Source organism: Thiomicrospira sp. ALE5 (genome assembly GCF_900112445.1).
Lineage (GTDB): Bacteria > Pseudomonadota > Gammaproteobacteria > Thiomicrospirales > Thiomicrospiraceae > Thiomicrospira.
In genome coordinates this window covers 571135-596594 of sequence record NZ_FOYY01000003.1, presented here as the reverse complement: position 1 = coordinate 596594, position 25460 = coordinate 571135, and the positions used below count along the sequence as shown (strand labels likewise).

The 25460-nt window shown below is 45.6% G+C and carries 34 protein-coding genes and 1 pseudogene; 23 read left to right on the top strand and 12 right to left on the bottom strand.

The annotated features are described in order from the left end of the window. Window positions 1-98: 98 nt before the first annotated feature. Together BM293_RS03090 and BM293_RS03085 are read right to left on the bottom strand one after the other, a co-directional pair. Complete coding sequence (locus tag BM293_RS03090; protein WP_093446730.1) at window positions 99-503, bottom strand: type II toxin-antitoxin system tRNA(fMet)-specific endonuclease VapC; 405 nt, start codon at window positions 501-503, stop codon at window positions 99-101. Further along, window positions 500-718 carry a hypothetical protein gene (locus tag BM293_RS03085; protein ID WP_093446729.1) on the bottom strand — a complete coding sequence of 73 codons (219 nt, stop codon included), beginning with the start codon at window positions 716-718 and terminating at the stop codon, window positions 500-502. Before BM293_RS03085 ends, BM293_RS03090 begins: the two co-directional genes overlap by 4 nt. A 120-nt stretch (window positions 719-838) precedes the next feature. On the opposite strand from BM293_RS03085, the gene BM293_RS10220 reads away from it, so the two are divergent. The 3 genes from BM293_RS10220 (at window position 839) to BM293_RS03070 (ending at window position 1652) form a co-directional block, all read left to right on the top strand. Further along, window positions 839-997: a hypothetical protein gene (locus BM293_RS10220; RefSeq protein WP_159428444.1), complete on the top strand. Its 159-nt coding sequence runs from the start codon at window positions 839-841 to the stop codon at window positions 995-997. An 89-nt stretch (window positions 998-1086) separates the two neighbouring features. Continuing rightward, entirely contained in the window at window positions 1087-1383 is a 297-nt protein-coding gene (locus BM293_RS03075; protein WP_093446726.1) for a ribbon-helix-helix protein, CopG family, read from the top strand. Then, a complete protein-coding gene (locus BM293_RS03070) occupies window positions 1380-1652 on the top strand; it encodes a type II toxin-antitoxin system RelE/ParE family toxin (RefSeq protein WP_093446724.1) in 273 nt (90 codons plus the stop codon). Before BM293_RS03075 ends, BM293_RS03070 begins: the two co-directional genes overlap by 4 nt. A gap of 80 nt (window positions 1653-1732) precedes the next feature. Here BM293_RS03070 and BM293_RS10440 read toward each other — a convergent pair. Continuing rightward, window positions 1733-1864, bottom strand: a pseudogene (locus BM293_RS10440) (phage integrase N-terminal SAM-like domain-containing protein); the annotation flags it as partial. Window positions 1865-2241: 377 nt separating this feature from the next. Here BM293_RS10440 and BM293_RS03060 point away from each other — a divergent pair. The 5 genes from BM293_RS03060 to BM293_RS03040 all read left to right on the top strand — a co-directional run bounded on the left by BM293_RS03060 (window position 2242) and on the right by BM293_RS03040 (window position 6209). Then, window positions 2242-2676, top strand: coding sequence for a putative toxin-antitoxin system toxin component, PIN family (locus BM293_RS03060; RefSeq protein ID WP_093446723.1), 435 nt, complete (start codon window positions 2242-2244; stop codon window positions 2674-2676). Beyond that, on the top strand, window positions 2673-2900 hold the full coding sequence (locus BM293_RS03055) for a YlcI/YnfO family protein (protein ID WP_093446721.1): 228 nt from the start codon (window positions 2673-2675) through the stop codon (window positions 2898-2900). The genes BM293_RS03060 and BM293_RS03055 overlap by 4 nt, the downstream gene beginning before the upstream one ends. Window positions 2901-3099: 199 nt before the next feature. Continuing rightward, complete coding sequence (locus BM293_RS03050) at window positions 3100-3882, top strand: TatD family hydrolase (RefSeq protein ID WP_093446720.1); 783 nt, start codon at window positions 3100-3102, stop codon at window positions 3880-3882. A 3-nt stretch (window positions 3883-3885) separates the two neighbouring features. Continuing rightward, window positions 3886-5730 carry an ABC transporter ATP-binding protein gene (locus BM293_RS03045; protein WP_093446718.1) on the top strand — a complete coding sequence of 615 codons (1845 nt, stop codon included), beginning with the start codon at window positions 3886-3888 and terminating at the stop codon, window positions 5728-5730. Between the two features lie 29 nt (window positions 5731-5759). Next, complete coding sequence (locus BM293_RS03040; protein ID WP_234968872.1) at window positions 5760-6209, top strand: hypothetical protein; 450 nt, start codon at window positions 5760-5762, stop codon at window positions 6207-6209. A gap of 15 nt (window positions 6210-6224) precedes the next feature. On the opposite strand, the gene BM293_RS03035 is transcribed toward BM293_RS03040, so the two are convergent. Continuing rightward, a complete protein-coding gene (locus tag BM293_RS03035) occupies window positions 6225-7367 on the bottom strand; it encodes an NAD(P)/FAD-dependent oxidoreductase (protein WP_093446715.1) in 1143 nt (380 codons plus the stop codon). Between the two features lie 26 nt (window positions 7368-7393). Next, window positions 7394-7843: a NanQ anomerase/TabA/YiaL family protein gene (locus BM293_RS03030; RefSeq protein ID WP_093446713.1), complete on the bottom strand. Its 450-nt coding sequence runs from the start codon at window positions 7841-7843 to the stop codon at window positions 7394-7396. A gap of 115 nt (window positions 7844-7958) precedes the next feature. Between BM293_RS03030 and BM293_RS03025 the strand changes: the two genes are divergently transcribed. Beyond that, window positions 7959-8339, top strand: a complete 381-nt coding sequence (locus BM293_RS03025; protein WP_093446712.1) for a hypothetical protein — start codon at window positions 7959-7961, stop codon at window positions 8337-8339. A 12-nt stretch (window positions 8340-8351) separates the two neighbouring features. Next, on the top strand, window positions 8352-8804 hold the full coding sequence (locus tag BM293_RS03020; protein WP_093446710.1) for an FKBP-type peptidyl-prolyl cis-trans isomerase: 453 nt from the start codon (window positions 8352-8354) through the stop codon (window positions 8802-8804). On the opposite strand, the gene BM293_RS03015 is transcribed toward BM293_RS03020, so the two are convergent. Continuing rightward, window positions 8801-9082, bottom strand: a complete 282-nt coding sequence (locus BM293_RS03015; RefSeq protein WP_093446709.1) for a PP0621 family protein — start codon at window positions 9080-9082, stop codon at window positions 8801-8803. The genes BM293_RS03020 and BM293_RS03015 overlap by 4 nt on opposite strands. 118 nt (window positions 9083-9200) lie before the next feature. Between BM293_RS03015 and sucC the strand changes: the two genes are divergently transcribed. Genes sucC through nagZ form a run of 7 tightly spaced genes read left to right on the top strand, consistent with a single transcriptional unit; the run spans window position 9201 to window position 16202 of the window. Next, window positions 9201-10376 carry an ADP-forming succinate--CoA ligase subunit beta gene (sucC, locus tag BM293_RS03010; RefSeq protein ID WP_093446707.1) on the top strand — a complete coding sequence of 392 codons (1176 nt, stop codon included), beginning with the start codon at window positions 9201-9203 and terminating at the stop codon, window positions 10374-10376. Next, the gene (gene sucD / locus BM293_RS03005; protein WP_093446706.1) at window positions 10373-11257 is read left to right on the top strand and encodes a succinate--CoA ligase subunit alpha; all 885 of its coding nucleotides are present in this window, start codon (window positions 10373-10375) and stop codon (window positions 11255-11257) included. The genes sucC and sucD overlap by 4 nt, the downstream gene beginning before the upstream one ends. 1 nt (window position 11258) lies before the next feature. After that, window positions 11259-12908: an NAD+ synthase gene (locus BM293_RS03000; protein ID WP_093446704.1), complete on the top strand. Its 1650-nt coding sequence runs from the start codon at window positions 11259-11261 to the stop codon at window positions 12906-12908. A 10-nt stretch (window positions 12909-12918) separates the two neighbouring features. After that, complete coding sequence (locus BM293_RS02995) at window positions 12919-13401, top strand: L,D-transpeptidase (protein ID WP_093446703.1); 483 nt, start codon at window positions 12919-12921, stop codon at window positions 13399-13401. Further along, entirely contained in the window at window positions 13398-14318 is a 921-nt protein-coding gene (gene nikB / locus BM293_RS02990) for a nickel ABC transporter permease (RefSeq protein ID WP_093446701.1), read from the top strand. The genes BM293_RS02995 and nikB overlap by 4 nt, the downstream gene beginning before the upstream one ends. Beyond that, on the top strand, window positions 14315-15115 hold the full coding sequence (locus BM293_RS02985; protein WP_093446700.1) for an ABC transporter permease: 801 nt from the start codon (window positions 14315-14317) through the stop codon (window positions 15113-15115). Before nikB ends, BM293_RS02985 begins: the two co-directional genes overlap by 4 nt. A gap of 37 nt (window positions 15116-15152) precedes the next feature. Further along, window positions 15153-16202, top strand: a complete 1050-nt coding sequence (gene nagZ, locus BM293_RS02980) for a beta-N-acetylhexosaminidase (RefSeq protein ID WP_200770592.1) — start codon at window positions 15153-15155, stop codon at window positions 16200-16202. A gap of 26 nt (window positions 16203-16228) precedes the next feature. Here nagZ and murB read toward each other — a convergent pair whose 3' ends face one another. Further along, window positions 16229-17251: a UDP-N-acetylmuramate dehydrogenase gene (murB, locus tag BM293_RS02975; protein WP_093446697.1), complete on the bottom strand. Its 1023-nt coding sequence runs from the start codon at window positions 17249-17251 to the stop codon at window positions 16229-16231. Between the two features lie 59 nt (window positions 17252-17310). On the opposite strand from murB, the gene BM293_RS02970 reads away from it, so the two are divergent. Beyond that, window positions 17311-18756 (top strand): sodium-dependent transporter, encoded by a 1446-nt coding sequence (locus BM293_RS02970; RefSeq protein ID WP_093446695.1) that lies wholly within the window; start codon window positions 17311-17313, stop codon window positions 18754-18756. Window positions 18757-18799: 43 nt separating this feature from the next. Here the strand turns inward: BM293_RS02970 and BM293_RS02965 are convergent, their stop codons facing one another. From BM293_RS02965 to dapD, 5 genes are all read right to left on the bottom strand, one after another. After that, window positions 18800-19285, bottom strand: a complete 486-nt coding sequence (locus BM293_RS02965; RefSeq protein WP_093446694.1) for a cyclic nucleotide-binding domain-containing protein — start codon at window positions 19283-19285, stop codon at window positions 18800-18802. A 34-nt stretch (window positions 19286-19319) separates the two neighbouring features. Beyond that, entirely contained in the window at window positions 19320-19550 is a 231-nt protein-coding gene (locus BM293_RS02960) for a hypothetical protein (protein ID WP_093446692.1), read from the bottom strand. Continuing rightward, complete coding sequence (gene dapE / locus BM293_RS02955; RefSeq protein WP_093446690.1) at window positions 19551-20702, bottom strand: succinyl-diaminopimelate desuccinylase; 1152 nt, start codon at window positions 20700-20702, stop codon at window positions 19551-19553. Continuing rightward, on the bottom strand, window positions 20699-21031 hold the full coding sequence (locus BM293_RS02950) for a Spx/MgsR family RNA polymerase-binding regulatory protein (protein ID WP_093446689.1): 333 nt from the start codon (window positions 21029-21031) through the stop codon (window positions 20699-20701). Before BM293_RS02950 ends, dapE begins: the two co-directional genes overlap by 4 nt. Window positions 21032-21100: 69 nt before the next feature. Further along, the gene (dapD, locus tag BM293_RS02945) at window positions 21101-21928 is read right to left on the bottom strand and encodes a 2,3,4,5-tetrahydropyridine-2,6-dicarboxylate N-succinyltransferase (protein ID WP_093446687.1); all 828 of its coding nucleotides are present in this window, start codon (window positions 21926-21928) and stop codon (window positions 21101-21103) included. Between the two features lie 94 nt (window positions 21929-22022). Between dapD and BM293_RS02940 the strand changes: the two genes are divergently transcribed. From BM293_RS02940 to BM293_RS02920, 5 genes are all read left to right on the top strand, one after another. Continuing rightward, window positions 22023-22388 (top strand): VOC family protein, encoded by a 366-nt coding sequence (locus BM293_RS02940; protein WP_093446686.1) that lies wholly within the window; start codon window positions 22023-22025, stop codon window positions 22386-22388. A gap of 83 nt (window positions 22389-22471) precedes the next feature. Continuing rightward, window positions 22472-22996, top strand: a complete 525-nt coding sequence (locus tag BM293_RS02935; protein WP_093446684.1) for a hypothetical protein — start codon at window positions 22472-22474, stop codon at window positions 22994-22996. A 35-nt stretch (window positions 22997-23031) separates the two neighbouring features. Further along, a complete protein-coding gene (gene rimO, locus BM293_RS02930; RefSeq protein ID WP_093446683.1) occupies window positions 23032-24378 on the top strand; it encodes a 30S ribosomal protein S12 methylthiotransferase RimO in 1347 nt (448 codons plus the stop codon). Between the two features lie 66 nt (window positions 24379-24444). Then, entirely contained in the window at window positions 24445-24912 is a 468-nt protein-coding gene (locus BM293_RS02925; RefSeq protein WP_093446681.1) for a hypothetical protein, read from the top strand. A gap of 26 nt (window positions 24913-24938) precedes the next feature. Continuing rightward, window positions 24939-25457 (top strand): DNA-deoxyinosine glycosylase, encoded by a 519-nt coding sequence (locus BM293_RS02920; protein WP_093446680.1) that lies wholly within the window; start codon window positions 24939-24941, stop codon window positions 25455-25457. Window positions 25458-25460 lie beyond the last annotated feature (3 nt).

Here is a 25460-nt window from a genome sequence, read left to right as displayed (position 1 = left end):
AGTTTACTGAATCAAGTGAGCGATAGCCCAGCGGAAAAACTAGCTCAGCTTGGTTGAGTGAGATTTTAATTAGCTTTTGCAATTGGAGGGTTAGAAAGTTAGTACTGAACCCAATTTTCAACAGGTAAGCCAACCACACGTTCAAACTCTTTGGCATTGTTGGTAATTAGGGTAGCCTGTAAATTTATGGCGTGTGCAGCAATGAGCAGGTCATAACCCCCAATAACCAAGCCTCTAGACTCTAAATCTGACCTGATATCCCCATAAATTGCAGATGCACTTTGATCAAATTCAAACACCTGTAAGGGAGATAAAAACGTATCAACGGCCTGCTTTAGTTTTTGGCTATTCTTCTTTTTAACGCCGTAATAAAGTTCGGCCGTCGTGATGGATGACACACCCAATGTGGCGGTTTTAGCCGCTAGCTCAAATTTATCAACCAACTTTACATCTTGTGCCTTGATGATATAGGAAACAATATTCGTATCAAGCAGGTAAATCAAAACAAGTCTCGCGTTTGCGGTGCGGGTTGTTCTCTGGTTAAGTCTAGGTTTTTTAACAAGGGTAGCGCTTTACGCATGGCATCCCAGTTATTTTGTAGAGATTGATCCACATCCATATTTTGAACACTGACTTCACCATCAGGCAAACGTTTAATAAATGATAGGAGCTGTTGCCAAGTTTCATCGTTATTGATTTTGAGTGTTAAAGTGTGCATAACTTTATTCTCCAATATTTAGTTTGATTTAATAATTTTAGCATAACAATTAATCTGCAAGCACAGTAAAAGCCTGCTCAATAACTTATGATAACTGGGTTTTTTTTCGAAAAAATCCACTTGAAAAACGCCGCATCCGAAAGCACCAAAAAACTGGATGCTAATGAGGTGGTTGAAATAATGAAACGTGCCGTAAAGCGCGAACTCAACCGCAAACGCGCGCTCGGGCAATATGCCGTGATTTGCGAAAACGGCGTGGTTAAGAAGATCCAGTTTTAGCCTCACAACCAGCAAAGGGTATTTTGACCGATTGCATAGAAATTGAACTTGTCATACACTGTAAGACGATTTTTTAGGAGAACAATATTATGGGTTCTTTAACGATTCGCTTGGATGATGAAACCGAACATTTATTAGACCATTTTGCACAGGTTTTAAATCAAAATAAGTCAGCTGTGGCGCGTGCCGGAATTTTGGATTATCTACAGCGTCAACAGCATCTTGAAGCGCAAAAGCGAGAGCTTGAGAACTCAATCAAGGTTTCAAGCATTGAGGCGGTTCAAAAACGCGTTGCGGAATCGGAAAGCAGTTGTCGGCTTTCCGATGAAGAGTATGAGCACTCCATGAATGAGTTTTTTGCTAGTGAGCTTGGCTTGGTTCGATGAACTTGATAAAAACGCGGTCTTACGTTGCAAGTTTGCAATCGATACTTCGTTATATTGCATTAGATAATCCACCTGCGGCACTGAGTTTTGAGCGTGAATTACAGGTCAAATTTGAATTGATTAAAAATCAACCGCTTATGTGCCGACCTTCCCATTACCTCAATGATGAAGCTTATCGTGACCTCATTCATCAGGGATACACCATCATTTATAAAGTCGAGCAGGATTCGATTGTATTGCTTGATATTTTTAAATGGCAACAACGTTAAATTTAACCAGGCCTGGCGGGCTGGTTGAAAATTAAAACTGCAGCCAAAATAGTTTGATTTTTGAATGTGAAGTTAAAAGTTTAAAAGCGAGTGTCCGCCAAGTAAGTCAGAAATTGTTCAATTTCAAGCTTACCCATTTCAGCAGGGTGACGCTTACTATGAAAAAATATAAATTTTTTAATACAGCCTACATAAGTATCCTCGGTGCGTAAGGAATAATACTTGGTTCAGATGCGTTCACGCACAAGGTTTAAAAAGCGTGGTTTAGTCGCCATAATTTATGCAGCATAAAACGGAAAGGATTAGGATCATATTCAATAATAACATACTGTTATGTTAATTAAACTGTAATCATCGAAAGGGCTTGGATAGTCAGGCTGTTAGATACTTTGGAGTTTTAAACTGTGAAACCAAAATGCCACCGTAAAGAAATTACAAATCCTGCTGTTAGCCTCCCCGAATTTTCATGATATCCGGCAGGGCGTTCTGATTAAGATTAACAAATTGTCATGACACTGTCACGACAATTGCGTTAGACACTTTTTTTCAGTAGTGATATCATATTTGATATTAAAGAGTGGGTTATCTAATGAAGATCGTATGTGACACCAATGTTTGGCTTTCTGCGTTGACATCTAATCAAGGTGCATCTCATGTTCTAGTGAAATGGTTATTTGAACAATCTAGCCAACTTCATTGTGTTTCTACCCCTTTTATTATGGAGTTGGAAGATGTACTGCTCCGCCCAAAAAATAGAGAGCGAATGCCTCAGTTTTTAGAGCAAGACTTGCGACGTTTTATTGATGACATTTGCTGTATTTCAAATCACCAACCCATTTATTTTTTATGGCGTCCGTTGATTAAAGACCCCAAGGATGACATGGTGCTTGAGCTTGCGGTTAATGCTCAGGCTGACTACCTCATTACCTTCAATATCCAGGATTTTAAAGCCATCGAAGGTAAGTTCAACTTTACTCTCTGCACCCCTAAAGCGTTTTTGCAACAACAAGGAGTTTTAAAATGAACTATGCATTAAGACTGCCCGACTATTACAAAAAAGAAATCGAAAACCTCAAGGGTGAGGTATCCATCAATCAATTTATCGTTACCGCAGTGGCTGAAAAAATAGCCTCACTTAAAACGGAGGATTATTTAATGCAGCGAGCGAAAAGCGGTAGCCGCGAACATGCTTTAAATTTACTAAATCAAGTTGGTGATGGCCCAGCGGAGAAACAAGACCAGCTTTAATAGGGTTCTTTAGGGTTACTGTGGATTATCTAGATTGCACCTTTACACTGAAAGTTTTTATTCATGATGAAAATGTTAAAACTGTTACAAATCTTGTACATGCTTGGTTAAAATGATAAAAATTCTAACCAACCCAGCCCTTGGCTCCAATTGATTTTAGTTAGCTTCCAAGCGAAGGTTGTGGCTTACAGAGGACGTTATGATTATCGATTCACACTGTCATTTAAATATTCTCGATCCAGAAGTGGTGGGTACCACCGAACAGGTTATTGCTCAAGCGGCTGATTTGGGCGTCCATAGAATGATGTGTGTCGCGATAGGCCCAGATGCCTGGGATGAGGTGCTGGGTTTGTGTGATCGTCACGACCCAGTTTATGCCAGTATTGGTGTGCATCCTTGTAGCGGACCGGAGGTGGTGGTCAGCGATGAGCAATTGCGCACAGCCTTGGCGCATCCTAAAGTCTTGGCGGTAGGCGAAGTCGGCTTGGATTATTTTCATCAAAAACCTGATGAGGTGGACTTGAGCTATCAGCACGCGCGTTTTCGCCAGCATATTCGGATGGCCAAAGAAGTCAATAAGCCGCTGGTGATTCATACTCGTGCCTCCACACCCGATGTGTTGCAGATTTTGCAACAAGAGGGTGCTGATCAAGTGGGTGGCATCATGCATTGCTTTGTCGAAGATTTAGCCACGGCTGAGGCGGCGATTGCACTGGGCTTTTATATTTCCTTCTCGGGGATTGTGACCTTTAAAAACGCCAAAGCGCTGCATGAAGTGGCGAAAGCCTTACCATTAGAGCGGATTTTGGTTGAAACCGATGCGCCTTATTTAGCGCCTGTTCCTTATCGAGGCAAAACCAATCAACCGGGTTATACCCGTTATGTGGTAGAGCAACTCGCGCAATTGCGCGGTGAATCATTCGAAACCGTTGCTCAGGCCACTACGGCCAATTTTGCGCGTCTATTTCGGCTGGAGGCCTAAACCATGAGTCAGTCATCAACGCTTAACATCAAAGACGGGCAAGTGACCTTAGCGGCTGATGCGATTGGTACGCAATGTACCCCGCCTTATTCATGGCAGCGCATTTTCGATTTAGTGTTGCAGCACAAGGGTTTGTTGGTTAAAGCGCATATTATTGCGATTTTAGCGACGCTGGCCACCGTGCCGCTGCCATTATTGCTGCCCTTGTTGGTTGATGAGGTGTTGTTAAATGATCCTGGTTGGATTGTAGCAGGCCTGCAAGCTATCGCACCGGAGAGCTGGTATGGGGCGATTTACTATATTGTTGCCATAACGGTGATTACCATTCTGTTACGCGCTATTGGCGTGGGTCTTGGTGTGTGGCAAATGCAGCAATTTACCGTGATTGCCAAGGATGTAACCTATCGTATTCGCCGCGATTTATTGGCGCGGGTGCAGGGCGTATCCATGGCGCAATATGAAACCTTGGGTACCGGTTCGGTGAATGCCACCCTGGTTAATGATGTCAATACCATCGACACTTTTATTGGCACCACGGTGGGCAAGTTAATTGTCGCGGTGCTCAGTTTGGTGGGTATGACGTTGATTTTGTTGTGGTTACATTGGCAACTGGCGGTGTTTATTTTGTTGATGAACCCGATAGTAGTCTATTTCACCATGCGGATGGGACGTCATGTTAAAAGCCTGAAGAAAAAAGAAAACTCCGCGCTGGATGCCTTTCAACAATCCTTATCAGAAACGCTGGAAGCTTTGCAACAAGTGCGGGCGGCGAATCGCGATCGTGCTTTTTTTGATCGCGTCCGTGGCAAGGCCAAAAACGTCAAGCAACATTCTGAAGCCTTTACCTGGAAAAGTGATGCGGCTTCGCGCTTGTCCTTTTTAATTTTTTTAGTCGGCTTTGATATTTTCCGTGGCGTGAGCATGCTGATGGTGGTGTTTTCAGATCTGAGCATTGGGCAGATGATGGCCGTGTTTGGTTACTTGTGGTTTATGATGGGCCCAGTACAAGAATTATTGGCGATTCAGTATAGTTATAACGCGGCAGACGGTGGCTTATCGCGAATTAACAGTGTGCTGAATTTACAACAAGAGGGTCAGTATCAACCTAAAGTACAGGCGTTTAATCAGGCAGATAAAACCAAAGTGGAAGTACGCGATTTGGTATTCCATTATCCAGGCAAGCAACACAAGGTGTTAGATGGGTTGAGTTTTACCCTCAATCCGGGTGAAAAACTGGCGTTGGTTGGGGCCAGTGGCGGTGGTAAAACGACCTTGGTGAGTATGTTATTGGGCTTTTACCAACCTGATTCCGGCCAAATACTTTATAACGGCCATGATATTCGTGATATTGGTTATGAGCCGTTGCGTGAGCAGGTCGCGACCGTTTTGCAAACGCCGATGCTGTTTAACCAGTCGGTGCGATTTAACTTAACCCTTGGCCGCGATTTGGATGACCAGGCCTGCTGGGACGCATTAAGAATGGCGCAGTTAGATGAAACCATTCAAGAATTGCCTGAGCAGTTAGATACCGAATTGGGGCGCAATGGTATTAAGCTTTCCGGTGGTCAGCGTCAGCGTTTAGCGATTGCGCGCATGATTTTACAGGATCCAAAAGTGGTCATTATGGATGAGGCGACTTCAGCACTGGATATGGCTACAGAGCGAGAGCTGTATCAAGATCTCGCACCGTTTTTTGCCCAGCGCACCACGCTGATTGTTGCACATCGCTTGAGTTCCATTAAGCAGGCGGATCGGATTTTGGTATTTGAAGATGGCAAAATTATTGAAACTGGCGACCATGAATCTCTGTTGCAGCAACAAGGGACGTATCATAAGCTATACCGGTAATAGATTGTCTTAACTAAGGAGTATTCGTGATGACATGGCAGCAGATTAAAGCAATTCCAGTGGTCACTGCGCTGAGCTTGGGTTTGGCCGCAACGTCAGTATCAACTCAGGTATTGGCTGAACGCAACTTTGTATTGGCAACCCCTGTTGTGGTGTTGATGCCACACGTGATGCCAAATGCTGATTTATTGGAGCTGACGCCTGAGCAACGTCAAGAAGCGCGCTTGATTGCGAATCAGATGAATCATGAGCGGGAAGATAACGAAATCCTGACGCGTTCATTGCGTCGTGAAATGTGGGAGTTGCTATCCAGTTCGCAAGCGCCCGATCCTGACGAGTTGCAAAAATTAGTCAAGCTAATTAGTGAGGCCGAGCAAGCCCGTGTCGCCATGAGCGTTGAGTGTGCCACGCGTCTGCGCGCAGTTTTAGACAACGATCAGTGGGAGTTGTTAGTTGATCTTGCAAGCGACTTGCAATAAGTCGCTTGCATATCATTAACGATATTGGCGTAAATAGAGTTTCTCAAAAACCCGCTTCGCATAATGCATGATGCGCAGCGGCGGTAACATTAGCGTACCTTTATCGGTGCGCTTAATCAGTATGCCTTTGTCTAAGGTATCGACAATACAAATCAGCTCGTGTTTTATTTTGGTCTGAGCAGGTTTTTGGTTCAGGTACTGGCTCAAGTTGATGGCGGCGGTTTTGGCCTGAATATCAGCAGCATGTGCTTGTTTGGGCTGCCACTCCGGCCCAGGGAAGCTGCCCGAATCACCAGCAACAAAGGTACCAGGGCAATCCACTACTTGGGTAAATTCGTCAGCTTGAATCATCCCACCGGGCGAGAGGGGAAGGTCGCTGTTTGCAAGCCAAGCGGGACCGGTCATGCCCGGCATAAATAAGATTAAATCAGCAGTAAAGCTTTCATTGGCTAATTGAACTTGTTTAGAACCAAACCCCATGACTTTTTGACCGAGCTTAGCTTCGATGCCGCGGTCGGTCATCATTTTGAGTATTTTTTGCGGTACTTTTTCACCTAGGCGCTTACCGGGTTCTTCAGCTGGATTAAAAAACACAATTTTGAATTTGTCACGACGGCCTTGGCGGCGTAATAGCGTGTCAATGCCAAATAAAAACTCAAACATCGGGCCGCCCCGCATCGCGCTGGGTTCTTTTGGATTGCCGCCAAAACCGATCGCAATGGTTCCGCCGTCAAGTTGGGTGAGTCTGTCACTCAACGCCATCACTGGGTCAATGCCTTCACAAGGGGTAAAGGCGTGTTCAATGCCGGGGAGTTTTTTGATAAAACGCCCACCTGATGCAATGATTAAGCCGTCATTGTGTAATTCACCAGCACTGGTCTGAATTGAACGACCCTGTGCGCTGACACCCGTCACGCTGGCTTCAACCCATTCAATTTGATTGCGGCTAAAAAAATTGTTTAAGTTGACAGTTAAATCACTCGGCTTGCGTAAGTCAGATGGTAACCAAATTAAACTCGGGTAATATACCAATTCATCACGCGGTGAGATGAGTTGAATGCGTGCCTGAGGTTGTTGTTTGCGTAGGTTTTTGGCGGCAGTCAGCGCGGCAAAGCCACTGCCGATGATGTGTAGAGTTGATGCTGTTGATGATGTCATAAGTTACCTTGGTATAGTAATGAACATTAAGCAATACGCGCTTTTAGAATAAGTTTTTTAACGGGTTTACTCGGTTGCCCTAAGCAGGGAAGGTGTGCATCTTGAGGCATAAAAATGACAAAATGATGTTGTGCTACATGGATCATTTGTCCCTGTAGATCATAAAGAGCAAAGTCTTGCTGTTCTTCGTAAGCTTGCACAGGTGTTTGGTCAGTTAAAGTGGCTACTTGCATCATTTCACTGCCATCAAGCATTAGCTGCAAATCGACAAAACGACGATGCGCTTCAAGATAGCGGTCTTGTGATTGTCCGGTCATATACTGATCAACAATGGCATCAAGCTGGGGTGAAATGGTTTGGCGACCAAAAGAAAGTTGTGCAATCGCACTTGGGTCTTGAATAAATTCAATCGCTTCGTCAATAGCCTTGTGCAGGCCAAGATAGTGTGATGCATGCAGCTGGTGATCAAATATCATAACGTAATCCAAAAAACTTACATTATATTATAACTTGCTTATCTAATGCAGTTGGTGCTGATTTCTGGGCTATGGTAGAATTTACCCTTTGAATTTTAATATCGGGTAAGTCCACATGCTAAGGCTGAATCGTTTATGGGGGTTGCTGTCACTATCGGCAGTATTTGCGCTTTCTGGTTGTGCGCAGGTACAAGTTCAGGATTTGACTCCGGCCTCTAGTGAAGCTTCGCAAGAAAAGCCACTTGAAACTTATCGATTAACCCAATTTCGTGATGCCGCACCAAGCAGTTTTGAAAGTCGCGCACTCCGCAAGCAGGCTGAGAGCTTGTGTCCAAATGGCTACAAAATCTTATCACGGCAAGCTTTTGCTCATGAGGTGCTAGCCAACCATCAAGCCGAGTGTTCGAGCGGAGCCTGTGCGCATCAACTTGAATGGCAGGTTCAGTGTGGTGATATTCCGCGAGAGCCATTTCGCTTTTTTGGTCGAATTGAATAAGGAAGAATGAACATGGTTGAGCAATCACAACGGATCGCAGCAGGCCAGCAAGTCGCTATAGCATTTGAAATAGCTTTGCCATCTGGGCAGGTGCTTGATAGGGCAGATGAAGCTGAACCTTTGGTTCTTGAATTGGGCGATGGTCAATTACACCCGAATTTGGAAGCCCTTATCACTGGCTTAGAAGTGGGTACTGAGGCAAAGTTTAGTGTGCCGCCGGAAGATGGTTTTGGTTATCCTGATCCCAATAATGTTTATGACATTGATAAGGTTGAATTTGCCGGGGATATGGATCTTAAACCAGGCCTGGTCATTGGCTTTACCACGCCGACAGGCGATGAGATACCTGGTACCGTTGTGGCGGTTGATGATGAGCAGCAACAGGTGAAGGTTGATTTTAATCACCCATTAGCGGGTGAAAACTTCGTGTTTACTGTTAAGGTCTTAGCTGTAAAGGGGCATTAATCGTCATCTACATCAGTGTAGGATGAATTAGGGGCGACCTTGGGACCTTTACGCATGTGGCCCTCCGAGCAATAGGTGTGACGTCCATCAAAATAGGCTTCTGATTGGGGGAGGTGGATCCCGCAGTGTGCACAGCGTACCATTTGTTGCGAATCCTCTAGTTTTGGCTGCTTGTCGGATGAGTTAAGTTTTTCGCGCGCTTCAACAATAAGATTGAGGAGCATGCGTAATACCAAAAACACCAGTATAGCTAGGCTAATGAACAGGATAGCTTGCATTATTTTAGACCCATATTTGTAATTTAATTTTTATTCTGATGAATTTAACGGTATTTTGCAATCAGTTATCGTCAGCTTCAATCTATTTAATTTTTTGCGTTTAGGAGAAGAGCGTTTCATGAATTTGCATGAATACCAAGCAAAAGCATTATTTTCAGACTATGGTTTGCCGGTGCCTGCTGGCCAGGTTATTAGATCGCTAACGGAACTAGCCGATGCTTATCAACAATTACCGACGGACGCTTGTGTGGTAAAAGCACAAATTCATGCGGGCGCGCGCGGCAAAGCGGGCGGGGTGGTATTGGCAAAGAGTTTGACCGATGCACAAGCCGCGGCCGAACGTTTGTTGGGCAGTGCACTCGCCACCCATCAAACTGCAGGTAAGGCCTTGCCTGTTGATGCCTTGTTGATTGAGCAAACGCTCGATATTGAACATGAATATTATCTAAGTTTGTTGTTAGATCGGGTGACTAAACGCTATTGCTTCGTATTGAGTTCTGAAGGCGGGATGGATATTGAAGAGGTAGCGGCTGAGCAGCCAGAAAAAATCCACCGTTTTAGCGTTGATCCATTATTAGGTGTAATGCCCTATCAAGCCCGTGAAATGGGTTTTGCGCTTGGATTAACGGGCACCACTTTCAAAGCACTTGGACACTGGTTAAATCAGCTTTATACCCTGGCTGTTGAGCGCGATTTAATGCAGGTGGAAATCAATCCATTGGTGAGCACGGCTGACGGACAACTGATTGCGCTGGATGCCAAGGTCAATATTGATAGCAATGCGCTTTATCGCCAAGCAGGCCTGCTAGCCCAGCGTGATATGCGCCAAGAAGATGCGCGTGAAGCAGAAGCCTCCACCCATCAACTTAACTACATTGCGCTGGAAGGCAATATCGGTTGTATGGTAAATGGTGCGGGTTTAGCCATGGCCACCATGGACTTAATTCAATTACAGGGCGGTCAGCCGGCTAACTTTTTAGATGTAGGTGGTGGAACGACGCCGGCACGAGTTGCGGCGGCATTTAAATTAATTTTGTCAGACCCCGAAGTGAAGGCGATTTTAGTCAATATCTTTGGCGGGATTGTGCGTTGTGATTTAATTGCGGAAGGCATTATTACTGCGGTTAAAGAGGTGGGTTTAACCCTGCCGGTAGTGGTGAGATTAGAAGGCACCAATGCTGAACTAGGGCGTCAGATGTTAGCGGATAGTGGTTTATCCATTGAAGCGGCCAATGATTTAGCGCAAGCCGCGGCGCGCGTAGTGGAGTTAGCATCACAGGGAGGCGCGCAATGAGTATTTTAATCAATCAGCATACTAAAGTGATTTGCCAAGGATTTACCGGCAAGCAAGGGACGTTTCATTCTGAGCAGGCTATTGCCTATGGTACGCAGATGGTTGGTGGGGTGACGCCGGGCAAAGGTGGCCAAACCCATTTAGGTTTACCGGTGTTTAATACGGTTAAAGAGGCGGTAGCGACCACTGGCGCTCAGGCCTCAATGATTTATGTGCCGCCAGCCTATGCTGCCGACTCTATTATTGAAGCGATTGATGCGGGTATTGAGGTCATTGCATGTATTACCGAGGGTATTCCGGTGCAGGATATGCTGAAGGTGCGCGCGGTATTAGAAAGATCAAACAGTTATTTAATTGGTCCGAACTGTCCGGGACTCATTACCCCTGGCGAATGTAAAATCGGCATTATGCCGGGGCATATTCACCTGCCGGGCAAAATCGGCATTGTATCGCGTTCGGGCACCTTGACTTATGAAGCGGTTCATCAAACCACCCAAAATGGTTTAGGCCAATCAACCTGTGTCGGGATAGGGGGTGATCCTATTCATGGTATGAACTTTATTGACTGTTTAGCCTTGTTTGAACAAGACCCTGACACGGCTGGGATTATTATGGTCGGTGAAATTGGCGGGCAAGCTGAAGAACAAGCCGCTGAGTTTATTCAACATCATGTGACCAAGCCTGTTGTGGCGTATATTGCCGGTGTTACGGCGCCGGCTGGTAAGCGAATGGGCCACGCCGGTGCTATTGTCTCCGGAGGGCAAGGTACAGCAGAAGCCAAGTTTGCCGCACTTGACGCTGCAGGGGTGACTATTGTGCGACGGCCTACCGATTTAGGTTCGGCGATCTTGGCAAGATTAACTGAAATGGGCGCTCACTAAAATGTCGCACCTAGTCATTGTAATGGCGCAAATTAATCCGCTGGTGGGTGACATCGTCGGTAACGAACAACGTATTGTGGAGACTATTGCTCAGGCTAAAAAGCAGTATCAAGCCGATATGGTGGTATTTCCAGAACTGACTTTAATCGGTTATCCGCCAGAAGATTTACTGTTGCGTGATGGTTTATATTTGCAAGTGAATGCGGCGCTTATGCGTATCGCGCAACACACCCAAGATTGTGCCGTTATTCTAGGCGCTCCTTGGTGTAATGAATCTGGTCAGCGATTCAATGGTGCGATTTTGTTGGAAGGTGGCCAGTTGATGGCCCGCTATGCCAAACAGGTTCTGCCTAATTACAGTGTCTTTGATGAGCAGCGTTATTTTAGTTCGGGTACGGAACCCTGTGTGGTGCCCTGGCAGGGTATCAAGGTAGGTTTGGTCGTATGTGAAGATATTTGGCATCCAGAACCGATTGCCAAGGCGCAGCAAGCCGGCGCTCAGTTAATCGTAGCGTTAAACGCGTCGCCATTTAACGCTGATAAACATGAAGATCGTCTTGCGGTGGTGCGCGCGCGTATCGCTGAAGCAGGCCTGCCGATTATTTATGTCAATCAGGTGGGAGGCCAGGATGAGCTGGTGTTTGATGGTGCCTCCTTTGCCATGTCGGCAAAAGGGGAGCTGATGTGCCAAGCTGATGCCTTTGTCAGCGGACTTTACCCGATTAAGCTTGATTGTAATGCCAACCACTCTCAACCTGACCTCGGCGGAAGTCAGCACCCTTTTGCGCAGATACCTAAAGATGAGGCACGCGTTTACCAAGCCTTACAATTGGGTATTCGTGATTATGCGCTTAAAAATGGTTTTAAAGGGGTGTTGTTAGGCTTATCTGGCGGTATTGATTCTGCTCTTACGTTAGCCTTAGCTGTTGATGCTTTAGGTGCTGATCGAGTTACAGCAGTGATGATGCCATTTCACTATACCGCCCAAATGAGTATTGATGATGCTCAAGAACAAGCACAGCTGTTAGGCGTGGCCTTTGAACAGATTGCGATTGCGCCGGTATATGATGCGTATGATCAGCTATTAACTCCGATTTTAGGTGATGCACCGGCTGATATTACCGCTGAGAACCTGCAAGCGCGTATCCGTGGCACGCTGTTGATGGCGCTGTCCAATCGCTATGGCGCATTGGTATTGGCAACCAGCAATAAGAGCGAATCGGCGGTGGGTTATAGCACGCTGTATGGCGATATGGTCGGTGGTTTTTCGCCGTTAAAAGATGTACCTAAAACCTGGGTTTATCGTTTAGCGCGTTATCGCAATAGTCTCGCCGAGGTGATTCCAGAGCGGGTCATTACGCGACCACCCTCAGCCGAATTGCGTCCTGATCAGTGTGATCAGGATTCGTTACCTGATTATGACGTGTTGGATCAAATTATTGCGGCCTATGTGGAACAAGATTTGTCACCGAGCGAAATGCTGGCAGCGAATTTGGCCGATGCGGCGACGATTGAACGAGTTGTGTCGATGATTCAGCATAATGAATACAAGCGTCGGCAGGCAGCGCCCGGCATTAAGGTGTCAATGCGCGCTTTTGGTCGCGATCGTCGCTATCCGATTACCAGTGGTTATCAAGAAAAGTTAGAGTGAGTGCTCACCTGTGCAGCAGCAGATCCTGATTCACCTTGCAACCCAACAATTGCAACTGATTGAGGACGATCTGACGGTTGCGAACTACCCGATTAGTAGTGCCAAGCAAGGCGTTGGGCAGCAACTGGGCAGTATGCAAACGCCCTTGGGGGAGCATTATATTCGCGCTAAAATTGGCGCTGGCGCAGCAATCAATAGTGTATTTGTTGGACGACGTCCAACCGGTGAAATCTATAGCGCGGCTTTAGCCGCAGCCTATCCCCATCGCGATTGGATTTTAACCCGAATTATGTGGCTTTGTGGTTGTCAACCTGGCTTTAATCGATTAGGTTCGGTTGATAGCTTTCGTCGCTATATTTATATTCACGGTACTCCTGATTCAGGGCCAATGGGTAGGCCCGCATCCCATGGCTGTATTCGTATGCGCAATACCGATGTGGTGAGCTTATTTGATCGTGTTCGCTTAGGCACAACGGTGAGTATTCAATTATGACCGGATATCTTAGCCGTCTAGTCGTATCAACGTTACTGGTTACTTGGGTAGTCAGTAGCCTAGTGTTTTTATTGATTCATTTGGTACCTGGTGACCCTGTCGCCGTAATGCTAGGTGAATGGGCCAGTCCTGCGGATGAGGCCGCGTTGCGAGCACAGTTAGGTTTAGATCAACCGCTGTGGGTGCAGTATGTTCAGTATTTTGGGGGATTATTACGATTAGACTTAGGGCAATCGCTTTATTTTGAGCAGCCTGTAAGTCAAATTCTGGCGGAGCGGATTCCGTTAACGGCTTATTTGGCGGTTATGGCGTTATTGATTGCTGTGTTGATTGCTTTTCCCTTGGGGATGATTGCCGCCTATTATGCTGGCCGATGGCCTGATTATGCCGCCATGTCTATTTCACTCCTAGGGGTGTCGATACCTAATTTTTGGTTGGGTCCGCTGTTTATTTTGTTGTTTGCTATTGTGTTGGGCTGGTTGCCGGTGAGTGGCGCGGCACACCCGCTTGCATGGGTTTTGCCGGCGCTGACCTTAGGCACGGCTTTGGCGGCGATTTTAGCGCGCATGCTGCGTTCATCCTTACTCGAAGTGTGGCATGAAGACTATATTCGTACTGCGCGAGCTAAGGGCTTGTCGGGCGCGAGGGTTTATGGTGTGCATGCATTACGCAACGCATTGTTACCGGTGGTGACTATTCTCGGCTTGCAGCTTGGTACCCTGTTAGGGGGAGCGGTTATTACCGAGGTGGTATTTGATTGGCCTGGTCTAGGTCAGCTGCTTGTCGAGTCGATTCAGCGTCGTGATTATCCAGTGGTGCAGGCCTGTATCCTTATTATCAGTTTGGCCTATATTGTGGTGAATGCGCTAACAGAGTTGGTCTATGCGTGGTTAGACCCTAGGATTCGTTTAGCATGATCAAGTTAGCACTCGCCATCGTTTTGTTATGGGTGTTGATGGCGCTATTGGCCTTTGGTTTAGGTGAAGGTGCCAATGCGGTTAATCTTGACCAACTCTTAACGCCGCCGCACCTTGGTCAGTGGTTAGGTCATGATGAACTTGGACGGCCGGTCTGGCAGCGCCTGATGTTAGGCGCCCAAACTTCGTTGCTAGTGGCGATAGGGGTCGTGACCTTGTCGGCTATCATTGGCATTAGCCTTGGATTATTAAGTGGCTATATCGGTGGTCTGTTTGACCGCATGATGGTTAAGGTTATTGATGTGTTTTTGGCTTTTCCAGGCCTGCTGCTGGCGATTGCCTTGGCCGCCGTGTTGGGCCCGGGTATTGAAAATGTCATTATTGCCTTAGCGGCAGTGGGCTGGGTAGGTTTTGCGCGCCTTACGCGCGCCCAAACGCTAAGTGTTAAAAATCGTGAACATGTGATGGCGGCACGCGCCTTAGGGGTTGGCTCGCCGACCATCATGCGTCGTCATATTTTGCCACTCGTTAGTGCACCGCTGTTGGTTGAGGCGACCTTTGGCTTTGCCGGTGCAGTCATTGCCGAGGCTGGCTTGTCTTTTTTGGGTCTGGGTGTGCAACCGCCAGCCGCCTCCTTGGGTAATATGATACGAGAGGGCACGCGTTATTTATTGGTGGCACCGCATCTGGTGCTGATTCCCGGTTTAGCCCTGTTACTGATGGTGTTAGCGATCAATATTTTAGGGGATAGATTGCGAGACCGTTTTGATGTGCGGGATATATCAAGACGAAAGTGAAGATAACAACAGCAATCAAGCGATAGGGAGCAGGTGTTTGGCGAGTCAATTAGGGTATTTGATGATAGGTATTGCTGGGCCAAGATTGAAACAGCATGAGCGAGAATGGTTAGCCCATCCAGCGGTGGCTGGGGTTATTCTATTTCAGCGTAACTTTGAATCAGTCAATCAGCTACAAAGTTTATGTGCAGACATTCATAGCATCCGACAACCACGCTTATTAATTGGCGTAGACCATGAAGGAGGGCGAGTTCAGCGCTTTACTCGTGAATTTACACGCTTACCGCCGATAGCCGCATTAGGTGAACTTTATGCAAAAGATACGCGTGAAGGGCTTGTTACTGCTGAGCAGCTTGGCTGGTTGGCCGCGACCGAGTTATTAAGTTGTGCTATTGATTTGAGTTTTGCGCCAGTCTTAGATATTGACTATGGCCATAACCAAGTGATTAGTCATCGTGCTTTTGCTGCAAGCGGTTATGAGGTATCTGAGTTAGCTTTAGCGTTTCATCAGGGTATGCAACGAGCCGGCATGGCGGCTGTGGCGAAACATTTCCCTGGGCATGGTTATGTGAGTGTCGATACGCATTTAGGTGTGGCAGAAGATTCGCGCAGTTATTTAAGTATTGAGCAGCAGGATATGCAACCTTTTGTTGCGTTAGTCAATGCAGGTGTATCTGCGATTATGCCCGCACATGTAATTTATTCAGATTGTGATGCTGAGCCTGCAGGTTTTTCGCATTTTTGGTTACAGCGTGTGTTGCGAGAGCGTCTTGGTTTTGAGGGTGCGATTATTAGTGATGATTTAGGCATGCAGGCGGCGGTTGCGAAAGGTAGCCTTATAGAGCGAGTAGCCTTAGCGCTAGAAGCAGGATGTGATTTGGTTTTGGTCTGTAATGACTTAACAGAAATACCCAAGCTATTAGATCAGGCTTCAGATAAAGCACAGGATCCACTGTCACAGCTTCGCTTGATTCGTTTGCATGGTCGTAAAGGTGTTGGGCGCTTTGATAAGCTCAAGTTAAATAGCGATTGGCAAGCGGCTCAACATTCTCTTCAGTCTATGCAGACAAAGTTAGCCAGCTTTTAAGCGCATCCGGCGCAGGATAGTGGGGTTTAAATTAGATTAACTTCAGGTTCTAGATGAATACCAAACTGGTGCATAACCTGGTCTTGAATCTTATGTGCTAAGTTTAAAATATCATGGCCACTCGCTCCGCCCAGGTTAACCAACACTAGAGCATGCTTATCTGACACTGCAGCGCGCCCTTCGGTGAGTTGGTTAGCACCACTTCGTTCTATTAGCCAGGCAGCGGGAATTTTAATCTGACCGTCAAGTGTGCGATGGTGAGGTATAGTCTTGAACTCATTGAGTAAACTTTCAAAGTAGTCATTGTCGATAATCGGGTTTTTGAAAAAACTACCCGCGTTACCCATGTATTTAGGATCAGGGAGTCGTTTTTGTCGAATCGCAATGACGGCTTCAAAAATATCACGTGGTGACAGGTCAGGTTTTTCTAAACTATGAACCGCTATTTTTAGCGGTTCATAAACTAAGTTGGCCTGCCCAGCATGGCGTTTACGCAATCTAAAAGTAACCCGATGTAATAATAGGCGGTTTTGATATTCTTGTTTAAAAATACTGGTGCGGTAACCAAATTCACAGTCACTATTGCGAAATTCAATACGTTCACCATCAAAAATATTGAGTGCTTGCACACGTGTGATGGTATCACGCGCCTCAGCACCATAAGCGCCAATATTTTGCACGGGTGCGGCTCCAACCGTGCCAGGGATATAAGCTAAGTTTTCAAGCCCCCACCAGTCCTGATTGATGGTATATTCGACTAATTCGTGCCAGTTCATGCCCGCACCTACCGATAGCCAGACCCCGTCTTCATCCTCTTTTACTATTTTGATCTTATTATAGCGACAGCGTAAAACAACCCCTTCAATATCGTGGGTTAAAAGCACATTACTCCCATCGCCTAAGATTGTCCAAGGCAAAGAAGCGAGTTTTGGATCTGAGCGCAGCACGCGGATATCACTTTGTTTATCAAGCTCCACAAGGTAGCGTGTTTTGGCTTTAATATGAAAGCTATTAAGTTGAGTGAGAGGAAAATTGGCTTGAATGTGCATGGCCGTATGAACTTGTTATAAAATGCTGTTAAAAATGCAATTATTATAAAGGAAAAGCCATGGCGCAAACGAAAGTTTCCATCCCGGTTTGGTCATCACAATGGGTGTTTATTATGGCCGCTGTGGGATCAGCGGTGGGGTTGGGCAATATATGGAAGTTTCCCTATATTGCTGGGGATAATGGTGGTGGCGCATTTGTTTTAGTTTACTTAGCCTGTATTGTGTTAATTGGCTTACCTATTTTAATTGCAGAAATTAGCCTGGGTCGTGCAGGTAAGGCAAATCCTATTCAGGCCATGCTAAATAATGCTTTGGCCAATAAAGCCTCTAAAGCATGGGCGGGTTTAGGGGCTAATGGAGTCGCTGCGGGTCTATTAATTCTTTCTTTTTATGCCGTCATCGCGGGTTTGGCTTTAGCTTATTTTGTTAAAAGTGTTCAAGGTGGTTTTTTAGCCATGGATGCCAGTGAAGCTCAAGCACTGTTTGATAGTGAAGTAGCCAGTCCTTGGGTGTTAGGTTTTTGGCACAGTGTATTTATATTGCTTACGGTACTTATTGTGGCCCGCGGTGTTCAAGCGGGATTAGAAAAAGCGATTAACCTAATGATGCCCGGGCTGATGCTGATTTTGCTGATCTTATTGGGTTATGCCACCATGACGGGCAGCTTTGGTCAAAGTGTCAGTTTTATGTTTCGTCCCGATTTTAGTCAGCTCACTTGGAATGCTGTTTTGGTAGCAATGGGGCATGCTTTTTTTACCCTGAGTATTGGTTTGGGCACGATGATGGCCTATGGCGCTTATGTCGGTCGTAAAATGTCAATCGTCCAAGCCAGTGTATGGATAGTTGTGATGGATACCTTAATTGCTATTATTGCTGGTTTGATTGTGTTCTCAATTGTATTTGCCAATGCACTTGAACCCGGTGCTGGACCAGGTCTGCTGTTCCAAACCTTACCAATCGCGTTTGGTCAAATGGCGGGGGGTTGGTTTTTTGGGAGTTTGTTTTTCTTATTGGTTGTGATGGCAGCGTTATCCTCATCCATTTCACTACTTGAACCTGCGGTTAGTTGGGTGGAGCAGCAAGGGCGTTTGAGTAGGATTCAAGCTACGGCATTGCTTGGTGGACTAACCTGGTTTGTTGGCTTGGGAACGGTGCTTTCATTTAATTACTGGGAAAGTATTTATATCTTTGGTGAGCGTAATATTTTTGGAACACTGGACTTTTTAACATCAAGTTTAATGTTGCCATTAGGTGGATTATTAATTGGCGTTTTTGCCGCATGGACTTGGCAAAAAACAAAGCGCAAAGAGGTGGTTCGTTTTTCGAGTCAACTGGCAGAAGGTTTGTTTGACATGAGCCTGCGCTATATTACGCCATTTGCAGTCTTGGCAGTCTTTGCGTTTAATTTAGCCTTAGGCTGGGTGTGTACATTATTGATCTTAATGATAGGTGTGCTGGTGTATTTGGGTTACGCTTGGCGGTGCCACCAAGCGCGGGTCAACTAATCTCGCGATAAGCAGGCCTGCTAGTTTATCAGTCAACAGATGATTACATGTATTGGTTGGTCACAAAGCGACTCATTTCCATGAACTGGGCGTTCATATCACGCTGTAGTTGATGTGAAGCTCGTAAAATTCCCCGCATCAGGTTGAAAACCAAGCGTGGTTGGGTGTCAATCAGAGGTTCAAAGTCTTGGCGTTTAAATTTTAAGACTTGCGCCTTCTTCTGAGCGCGAAGAGTTAGGGTGTGGGCATCGCCATCAATAAAACTTAACTCGCCCGCTAAGGCACCTGGTTTTAGGGTCGAAAGCACCATTTCGCCCTTTAAGCCAGCGTTTTTAACTACTTCTAGTTTGCCTGTAAGCAAAATATAAAGCGTATCACCTTTTGTTTCGGCATGAAAAACTACCTCATTCTGATTATAGTCAGTCGGATGAGTCAGCTCAATCAGCAAATCAAGCTCAGTTTTTGAGAGCTCTTTACCCCAAGTGGTTTGAGCGATAATATCCACTGGATTAGTTACATCTATACTCATATTAGTCCTCGCAGAATAAGTAATGGTTGAAATGTTAATAAAGAGGTTGTGGCGCAAACAACATATCAAATGCGGCCGTCATGCCAAAAATAAACAAAAAAATTAATATAAACACAATGATCAACGATAAGGCTTGCTTATTTTTAATAAACTTTTCTTTCCAGTTCTCATCACGAATCATCGGCCAGACCAGCCAAGCAAAACCAAGTACTGCTGCGATTTGAATAAATATAAGAAAAATCGTAACCCAGCCAGGTGTTTCCATTTATACCGCCTTTACCAATAAATTGACGAGAGTATGATAGTAGATATCGGTTAACTGGTTTAGGTCAGCTACGCTTACACGCTCATTAACCTTATGAATGGTGTCATTTAGGGGGCCAAACTCAATAACCTGCGCACCGGTCGGGGCAATAAAACGACCGTCAGATGTCCCGCCACTTGTAGAAAGAGTGGGGCGATATCCCAAGCAGTGTTCAATTGCATCACTGGTGGCTTGAATCAGTATGCCTTCTGCGGGTGTGATAAAAGGTAATCCCGATAAATTCCAGTTAAGTTCATAGTCTAAGTCAAACGCGGCTAAACAACCGATGACCCCTTGTTTGAGTGTCTCTGGTGTATGTTCAGTTGAAAAGCGAAGGTTAAACATGACTTGTAAGTCGCCCGGAATCACATTGGTGGCACCGGTGCCGGCGTGAATATTAGAAATTTGTAAGGACGTGGGTGGAAAATAGTCATTGCCCTGGTCCCATTCAATTGCGGTTAAGGCGGCCAGTGCCGGCAAGGCTTTATGCACCGGGTTATCGGCCAGTTGTGGATAGGCTATGTGACCTTGCACACCTTTAATCGTCAGGGTGGCATTGAGTGAGCCTCGGCGGCCATTTTTAATCGAATCGCCAAGTTTTTTATCACTAGAGGGTTCACCTACTAAGCAAAAATCAATTTTTTCTTGGCGTGCTTCTAGCGTTTCGATCACTTTAACCGTGCCATCAACAGCGGGGCCTTCTTCATCACTGGTGATTAAAAAGCCAATCGAACCAGGATGATCGGGATAGTCATGGATAAAGCGCTCGGTCGCGACCATAAAACAGGCGATAGCACTTTTCATATCGGCGGCGCCACGAGCACAAAGCATATCTCCATCAATTTGGGCACTAAAAGGCGGGTGCTGCCACTTTTCAATCGGTCCTGTTGGCACCACATCTGTGTGGCCAGCAAACACGACCAGAGGCGCCGTTTGTCCACGACGAGACCACAAGTTGGTTACCTCACCAAATGGCATGGGGTCGTTATTGAAACCTAGCGGTGTTAAAAAATCAGCAATGATTGTCTGGCACCCTTTATCTTCCGGTGTAACAGAGTCAATACGTAATAAAGTTTGTGCAAGGGTGATGGTAGCCGTTTGATTCGAGTTCATAGTTGTTGATACTCACTGGCATTAAAGCCGATTAGTAATCCAGACCCGGTATCGAGTAGCGGGCGTTTAATTAGAGTGGGGTGTTGACAAACTAGTTGTAGATCTTGTGATTCAACAGCCTGTTGCTCTAATTCGTTGAAGCCTTTCCAAGTTGTGCTGCGCTTGTTGATCAGTTTGCTGTAATCGGTATGCGTTAACCAATCTTGTATCATTTCGGCGGTTAAGCCTTCTTTACGAAAATCGTGAAAAAGAAAGGAGTGTCCTGCTTGCTCTAGCAGTTTTCTGGCTTTGCGAACCGTGTCGCAATTAGCTATGCCGTAGAGAATCATAAGCGTCCTCAAATATGGTTTAGGCGTTGTTTTACGCCTAAACGATTGCATGAGAATAGATCAAAGGTATTAAATATCGCGTAAAAGGTCGTTAATGCCCACTTTACCAAGGGTCTTGGCATCCACTTTTTTCACAATCACAGCGCAATATAAGCTGTATTTACCGTCTTTTGATGGCAAGTTGCCTGATACCACAACCGAACCGGCCGGTACGCGGCCATAATGAATTTCACCGGTTTCACGATCATAAATACGCGTGGATTGACCGATATAGACGCCCATTGAAATCACCGAACCTTCTTCAACGATTACACCTTCAACAACTTCAGAGCGTGCGCCGATGAAACAGTTGTCTTCAATAATGGTTGGAGCAGCTTGTAATGGCTCTAACACACCACCGATACCTACACCGCCAGATAAATGGACGTTTTTACCAATTTGTGCGCAAGAACCAACGGTTACCCAGGTATCAACCATCGTGCCTGAGTCAACATAGGCGCCGATATTGACATAGGAAGGCATTAAGACTGTGCTAGGGGCAATATACGAACCACGACGAGCCATAGCGGGTGGGACCACGCGAACACCAGCCGCTTCAAAATCTGCTTGTGAATAATCGGCGAATTTTGAAGGGACTTTGTCAAAATAACGTGTTTCAGATGAATTCATCACCACATTGTCTTCGGTACGGAAAGAGAGTAGTACCGCTTTTTTTAACCATTCATTAACGGTCCATTGGCCTACGCCTTGACGTTCAGCGACACGCATTTTGCCAGAGTCAAGTAGATGTAATGTTTCTTGAATGGCGTTTTTGGTTTCAGTATCGACATTTTTAGGTGTAATTTCGGCACGACGTTCAAAAGCTGATTCAATGATTTGTTGCAATTGGTTAGACATAACAATCCCTAGTTAGCGAGAGTAGATAAAAATTTATTTAGATATTGTAACATTGAACCGAAAAAACCGAAAAGCATAATCACAGGAGCGGACTATGATTACGGGAATCCATCATGTTAGTTTAGTTGTTAGCGATGCAGAGCGAGCGCTGGCCTTCTATCAGTCGGTGTTGGGTTTGGCGCAAGTACCACGACCGGAATTAGGTTTTCCCGGTTATTGGCTGGATTTAGGTTGTGGTCAAACGTTACACCTATTGGAAGTCGAAGACCCATACCAGTTTGTTGAGCGACCACAACACCCAGGGCGTGATCGTCATATCGCTTTGAGCGTGGATAATTTAGACGATATTTGTACAAGGTTGGACCATTTTAAAATTGCGTATAAATTAAGCCAATCTGGGCGGGAAGCCATATTCTTTATGGATCCAGATTTAAATGTAATTGAGTTAACTGAAGTCTAATGCGTATGTGTGCGCACTATACTTATTTGACGGGTTTTATTCGTTTTTTTAAGTAGATAGTATAGCCTCCTAAAGGAGTGAATATGGAAAGAATGAATATTATTGTTGCGCACCCTGAGCGGCTAGTTGGTCAAGCAGTAGCCGGTCTTCTTCAGTCTAAGTATGACAGATTAAGTGATTGTCACATACATTTGTATGATGATATGACAAGGATCCAAGCTTGTATGTTTAATCAACAAGCTTTAAATCTATTAGCGCATTTTGATGTGCAATTAAACTGGCTTTTGATTGTGGATCTGAACGGATTTTTACCCAAAGCTAGTGGTCAAAGCATGGCTCGTGGCTTAGGTGTTTTTTTATTACCAAAGGTTGCTTACAACGCGGGTAGTCTTGTTGTAGCGGCGGACCTGCTACCTTTGGGTGAATTATCTTATAACCTCAATAGCAAAGACTTTTTACCCATGCTGCGTGATTTAATCGCACGCATTCCTTTTCTCATAGCCTCTGAAACCACGTATTTTTCTAATGAGTTAAATAGTATTAATTGCTTAGAAGTGGCTGATAGTGTTGGCTCTAGTAATTTGAAATCAAGAGTTGGGTTACAATAGCAGCTTTAGTTTAGACACATTGAGAACCCTTAAGTATGAGTACTGTTGTATCTGCCCGTAACCCCAAAGTAGGTGTTGTTAGTTTAGGTTGCCCGAAAGCAACGGTTGATTCTGAGCGTATTTTGACCCAATTACGCAGTGAAGGGTATGAGCTGACCAATTCTTATGAGGGCGCGGATACGGTGATTGTTAATACCTGCGGGTTTATTGATTCGGCGGTACAAGAGTCGCTCGATGCTATTGGTGAAGCGCTGCAAGAGAATGGCAAAGTAATCGTTACAGGTTGTTTGGGTGCGCGTGATGAAGAAGTACTGGAACATTATCCTCAGGTGTTGTCGGTTTCAGGTCCACAGGCTTATGAGACGGTACTCAATGCCGTACATGATGTGGTAGAGCCACCTGAGCACAATCCATTTATCGACTTAGTGCCACCTCAGGGGATTAAGTTGACGCCGCGCCACTATGCCTATTTAAAAATTTCTGAAGGCTGTAACCATAATTGTTCGTTTTGTATTATTCCTTCAATGCGAGGCAAGTTAGTGAGTCGACCCATTGAAGAGGTGCTAGATGAAGCTAAGCGTCTCGTTGAAGCCGGGGTGCAGGAATTACTTGTCATCTCACAAGACACTTCGGCTTACGGAGTTGATGTCAAACACAAGCTTGCCTTTTGGAATGGTCAGCCGGTTAAAACCTCGATGACAGGACTGGTCAAAGCGCTAGGTGAGATGGGTGTCTGGGTGCGTTTACATTATGTCTATCCCTATCCTAATGTTGAGGAAGTGATTCCGCTAATGGCTGAAGGCAAGTTATTGCCCTATCTGGATATGCCGCTGCAACACGCAGACCCGCGCGTGCTTAAAGCCATGCGTCGCCCAGGTAATATTGATCGCCAATTAGAGCGGATTCAACAATGGCGTGAGCAGGTACCAGATTTAACTTTGCGTTCAACCTTCATTGTCGGCTTTCCCGGCGAAACTGAAGAAGAGTTTCAGCGTTTATTGGACTTTTTAGAGGCGGCGCAGTTAGATCGCGTTGGCTGTTTCCAGTATTCGCCGGTCGAGGGCGCGGCGGCAAACGAGATTGCCGAGCAGGTGCCAGATGAGATTAAGCAAGATCGTTACGACCGTTTTATGCAAACCCAGCAAGCGATTAGTGCGCAAAAAATGCAGGCTAAAATAGGTCGTGTTTACGACGTCTTGGTGGATGAAGTAGATGAGGAGGGCGCCATTGCGCGTTCTCAAGCCGATGCGCCCGATATTGATGGTATGGTATTTATCCCGGATGGTCATGAGTTGTCACCGGGTGATCGTCTCAAAGTAAGGATTTTTGCTGCAGATGAATATGATCTTTGGGGTGAACAGGTTGACCTAGATGCTAAATAGTTTTAGGCTTTTAGATTAAATATTTATATACCCATAGTTTATTTTTATCTTATTAAGGAGTGTGTTGTGAAATCAGGTTTTATTAAAGTTGTTAGCTTGTGTGCGTTATTGGTTTTGGCCCCTTTTGCTAAGGCACAAACGCTGAATGCTATCGAGTTTGAAGATCAGCATGGTGCACCTATTGTTCTCAATGAAAGCGTTACTTGGATGATTTTTAGTCATCACAACGATGGGGCTAAGTTAGTTAAAGAAGCGATAGACCGTGCCGGTTTGACGAATTTTGCGCAATATAACGGCTTGTATGCCGCTGATATTTCGCGGATGCCTGCACTCGTGACGCGTTTATTTGCGATGCCTGCAATGCGTAAATATGAGTTTAATATGGCGTTGGATCGTGACGGTGATTTAACTGAGGGCTTACCACGTGAAGCAGAACAGGTTACTTTGGTAAAGCTAGATAACCTTAATGTGGTTGAGAAAAGCTATGTTAGCTCAGTAGATGAGATTCTCGCCTTCATTAACGCTAACCGATAATCACACTTGTTAGCGCGCATGAATCTATGCAGTGTCATAGCTTAGCGCCTGTTGTGCCCCAACCCGCTGTGATGCGGGTTTTGATTTTAGGCTCCATGCCAGGTGAAGCCTCGCTGCAGGCGCAGGCTTATTATGCCCACCCACGCAATCAGTTCTGGCCCATTATGGCGCAATGCCTAGGGGTAAAAACCTGGCCGTCTCATCTACCAACGCGTTATCAACTTCTGGCTGAACAGGGTATCGGCTTGTGGGATGTGATTGCTCAATGTCAACGCCAGGGCAGTCTAGATAGCGCAATAAAAGCCGATAGTATCACCCTTAATCCCATATTGTCGTTACTTGAGCAACAGCCTAACTGCCAGCTTATTATGTGTAATGGTCAAAAAGCAGGCCAGCTATTTAAACGTTATCTTGCCGCGTCGGTCATTGAAAGCTTTCCCAATATCGAATGGTGTGTGATGCCTTCAACGAGTCCTGCCCATGCTGCGCTAAGTTTTGCTGACAAATACCAGGCCTGGCAAGACAAACTGATTAATTTCCGATAAAAT

Bases quoted from the DNA above. Each gene is read 5' to 3' on its own strand.
- BM293_RS03085 (WP_093446729.1), bottom strand. From the start codon at position 718: ATGCACACTTTAACACTCAAAATCAATAACGATGAAACTTGGCAACAG.
- BM293_RS03075 (WP_093446726.1), top strand. From the start codon at position 1,087: ATGGGTTCTTTAACGATTCGCTTGGATGATGAAACCGAACATTTATTA.
- BM293_RS03070 (WP_093446724.1), top strand. From the start codon at position 1,380: ATGAACTTGATAAAAACGCGGTCTTACGTTGCAAGTTTGCAATCGATA.
- BM293_RS03060 (WP_093446723.1), top strand. From the start codon at position 2,242: ATGAAGATCGTATGTGACACCAATGTTTGGCTTTCTGCGTTGACATCT.
- BM293_RS03055 (WP_093446721.1), top strand. From the start codon at position 2,673: ATGAACTATGCATTAAGACTGCCCGACTATTACAAAAAAGAAATCGAA.
- BM293_RS03050 (WP_093446720.1), top strand. From the start codon at position 3,100: ATGATTATCGATTCACACTGTCATTTAAATATTCTCGATCCAGAAGTG.
- BM293_RS03045 (WP_093446718.1), top strand. From the start codon at position 3,886: ATGAGTCAGTCATCAACGCTTAACATCAAAGACGGGCAAGTGACCTTA.
- BM293_RS03040 (WP_234968872.1), top strand. From the start codon at position 5,760: ATGACATGGCAGCAGATTAAAGCAATTCCAGTGGTCACTGCGCTGAGC.
- BM293_RS03035 (WP_093446715.1), bottom strand. From the start codon at position 7,367: ATGACATCATCAACAGCATCAACTCTACACATCATCGGCAGTGGCTTT.
- BM293_RS03030 (WP_093446713.1), bottom strand. From the start codon at position 7,843: ATGATATTTGATCACCAGCTGCATGCATCACACTATCTTGGCCTGCAC.
- BM293_RS03025 (WP_093446712.1), top strand. From the start codon at position 7,959: ATGCTAAGGCTGAATCGTTTATGGGGGTTGCTGTCACTATCGGCAGTA.
- BM293_RS03020 (WP_093446710.1), top strand. From the start codon at position 8,352: ATGGTTGAGCAATCACAACGGATCGCAGCAGGCCAGCAAGTCGCTATA.
- BM293_RS03015 (WP_093446709.1), bottom strand. From the start codon at position 9,082: ATGCAAGCTATCCTGTTCATTAGCCTAGCTATACTGGTGTTTTTGGTA.
- sucC (WP_093446707.1), top strand. From the start codon at position 9,201: ATGAATTTGCATGAATACCAAGCAAAAGCATTATTTTCAGACTATGGT.
- sucD (WP_093446706.1), top strand. From the start codon at position 10,373: ATGAGTATTTTAATCAATCAGCATACTAAAGTGATTTGCCAAGGATTT.
- BM293_RS03000 (WP_093446704.1), top strand. From the start codon at position 11,259: ATGTCGCACCTAGTCATTGTAATGGCGCAAATTAATCCGCTGGTGGGT.
- nikB (WP_093446701.1), top strand. From the start codon at position 13,398: ATGACCGGATATCTTAGCCGTCTAGTCGTATCAACGTTACTGGTTACT.
- BM293_RS02985 (WP_093446700.1), top strand. From the start codon at position 14,315: ATGATCAAGTTAGCACTCGCCATCGTTTTGTTATGGGTGTTGATGGCG.
- murB (WP_093446697.1), bottom strand. From the start codon at position 17,251: ATGCACATTCAAGCCAATTTTCCTCTCACTCAACTTAATAGCTTTCAT.
- BM293_RS02970 (WP_093446695.1), top strand. From the start codon at position 17,311: ATGGCGCAAACGAAAGTTTCCATCCCGGTTTGGTCATCACAATGGGTG.
- BM293_RS02965 (WP_093446694.1), bottom strand. From the start codon at position 19,285: ATGAGTATAGATGTAACTAATCCAGTGGATATTATCGCTCAAACCACT.
- BM293_RS02960 (WP_093446692.1), bottom strand. From the start codon at position 19,550: ATGGAAACACCTGGCTGGGTTACGATTTTTCTTATATTTATTCAAATC.
- dapE (WP_093446690.1), bottom strand. From the start codon at position 20,702: ATGAACTCGAATCAAACGGCTACCATCACCCTTGCACAAACTTTATTA.
- BM293_RS02950 (WP_093446689.1), bottom strand. From the start codon at position 21,031: ATGATTCTCTACGGCATAGCTAATTGCGACACGGTTCGCAAAGCCAGA.
- dapD (WP_093446687.1), bottom strand. From the start codon at position 21,928: ATGTCTAACCAATTGCAACAAATCATTGAATCAGCTTTTGAACGTCGT.
- BM293_RS02940 (WP_093446686.1), top strand. From the start codon at position 22,023: ATGATTACGGGAATCCATCATGTTAGTTTAGTTGTTAGCGATGCAGAG.
- BM293_RS02935 (WP_093446684.1), top strand. From the start codon at position 22,472: ATGGAAAGAATGAATATTATTGTTGCGCACCCTGAGCGGCTAGTTGGT.
- rimO (WP_093446683.1), top strand. From the start codon at position 23,032: ATGAGTACTGTTGTATCTGCCCGTAACCCCAAAGTAGGTGTTGTTAGT.
- BM293_RS02920 (WP_093446680.1), top strand. From the start codon at position 24,939: ATGCAGTGTCATAGCTTAGCGCCTGTTGTGCCCCAACCCGCTGTGATG.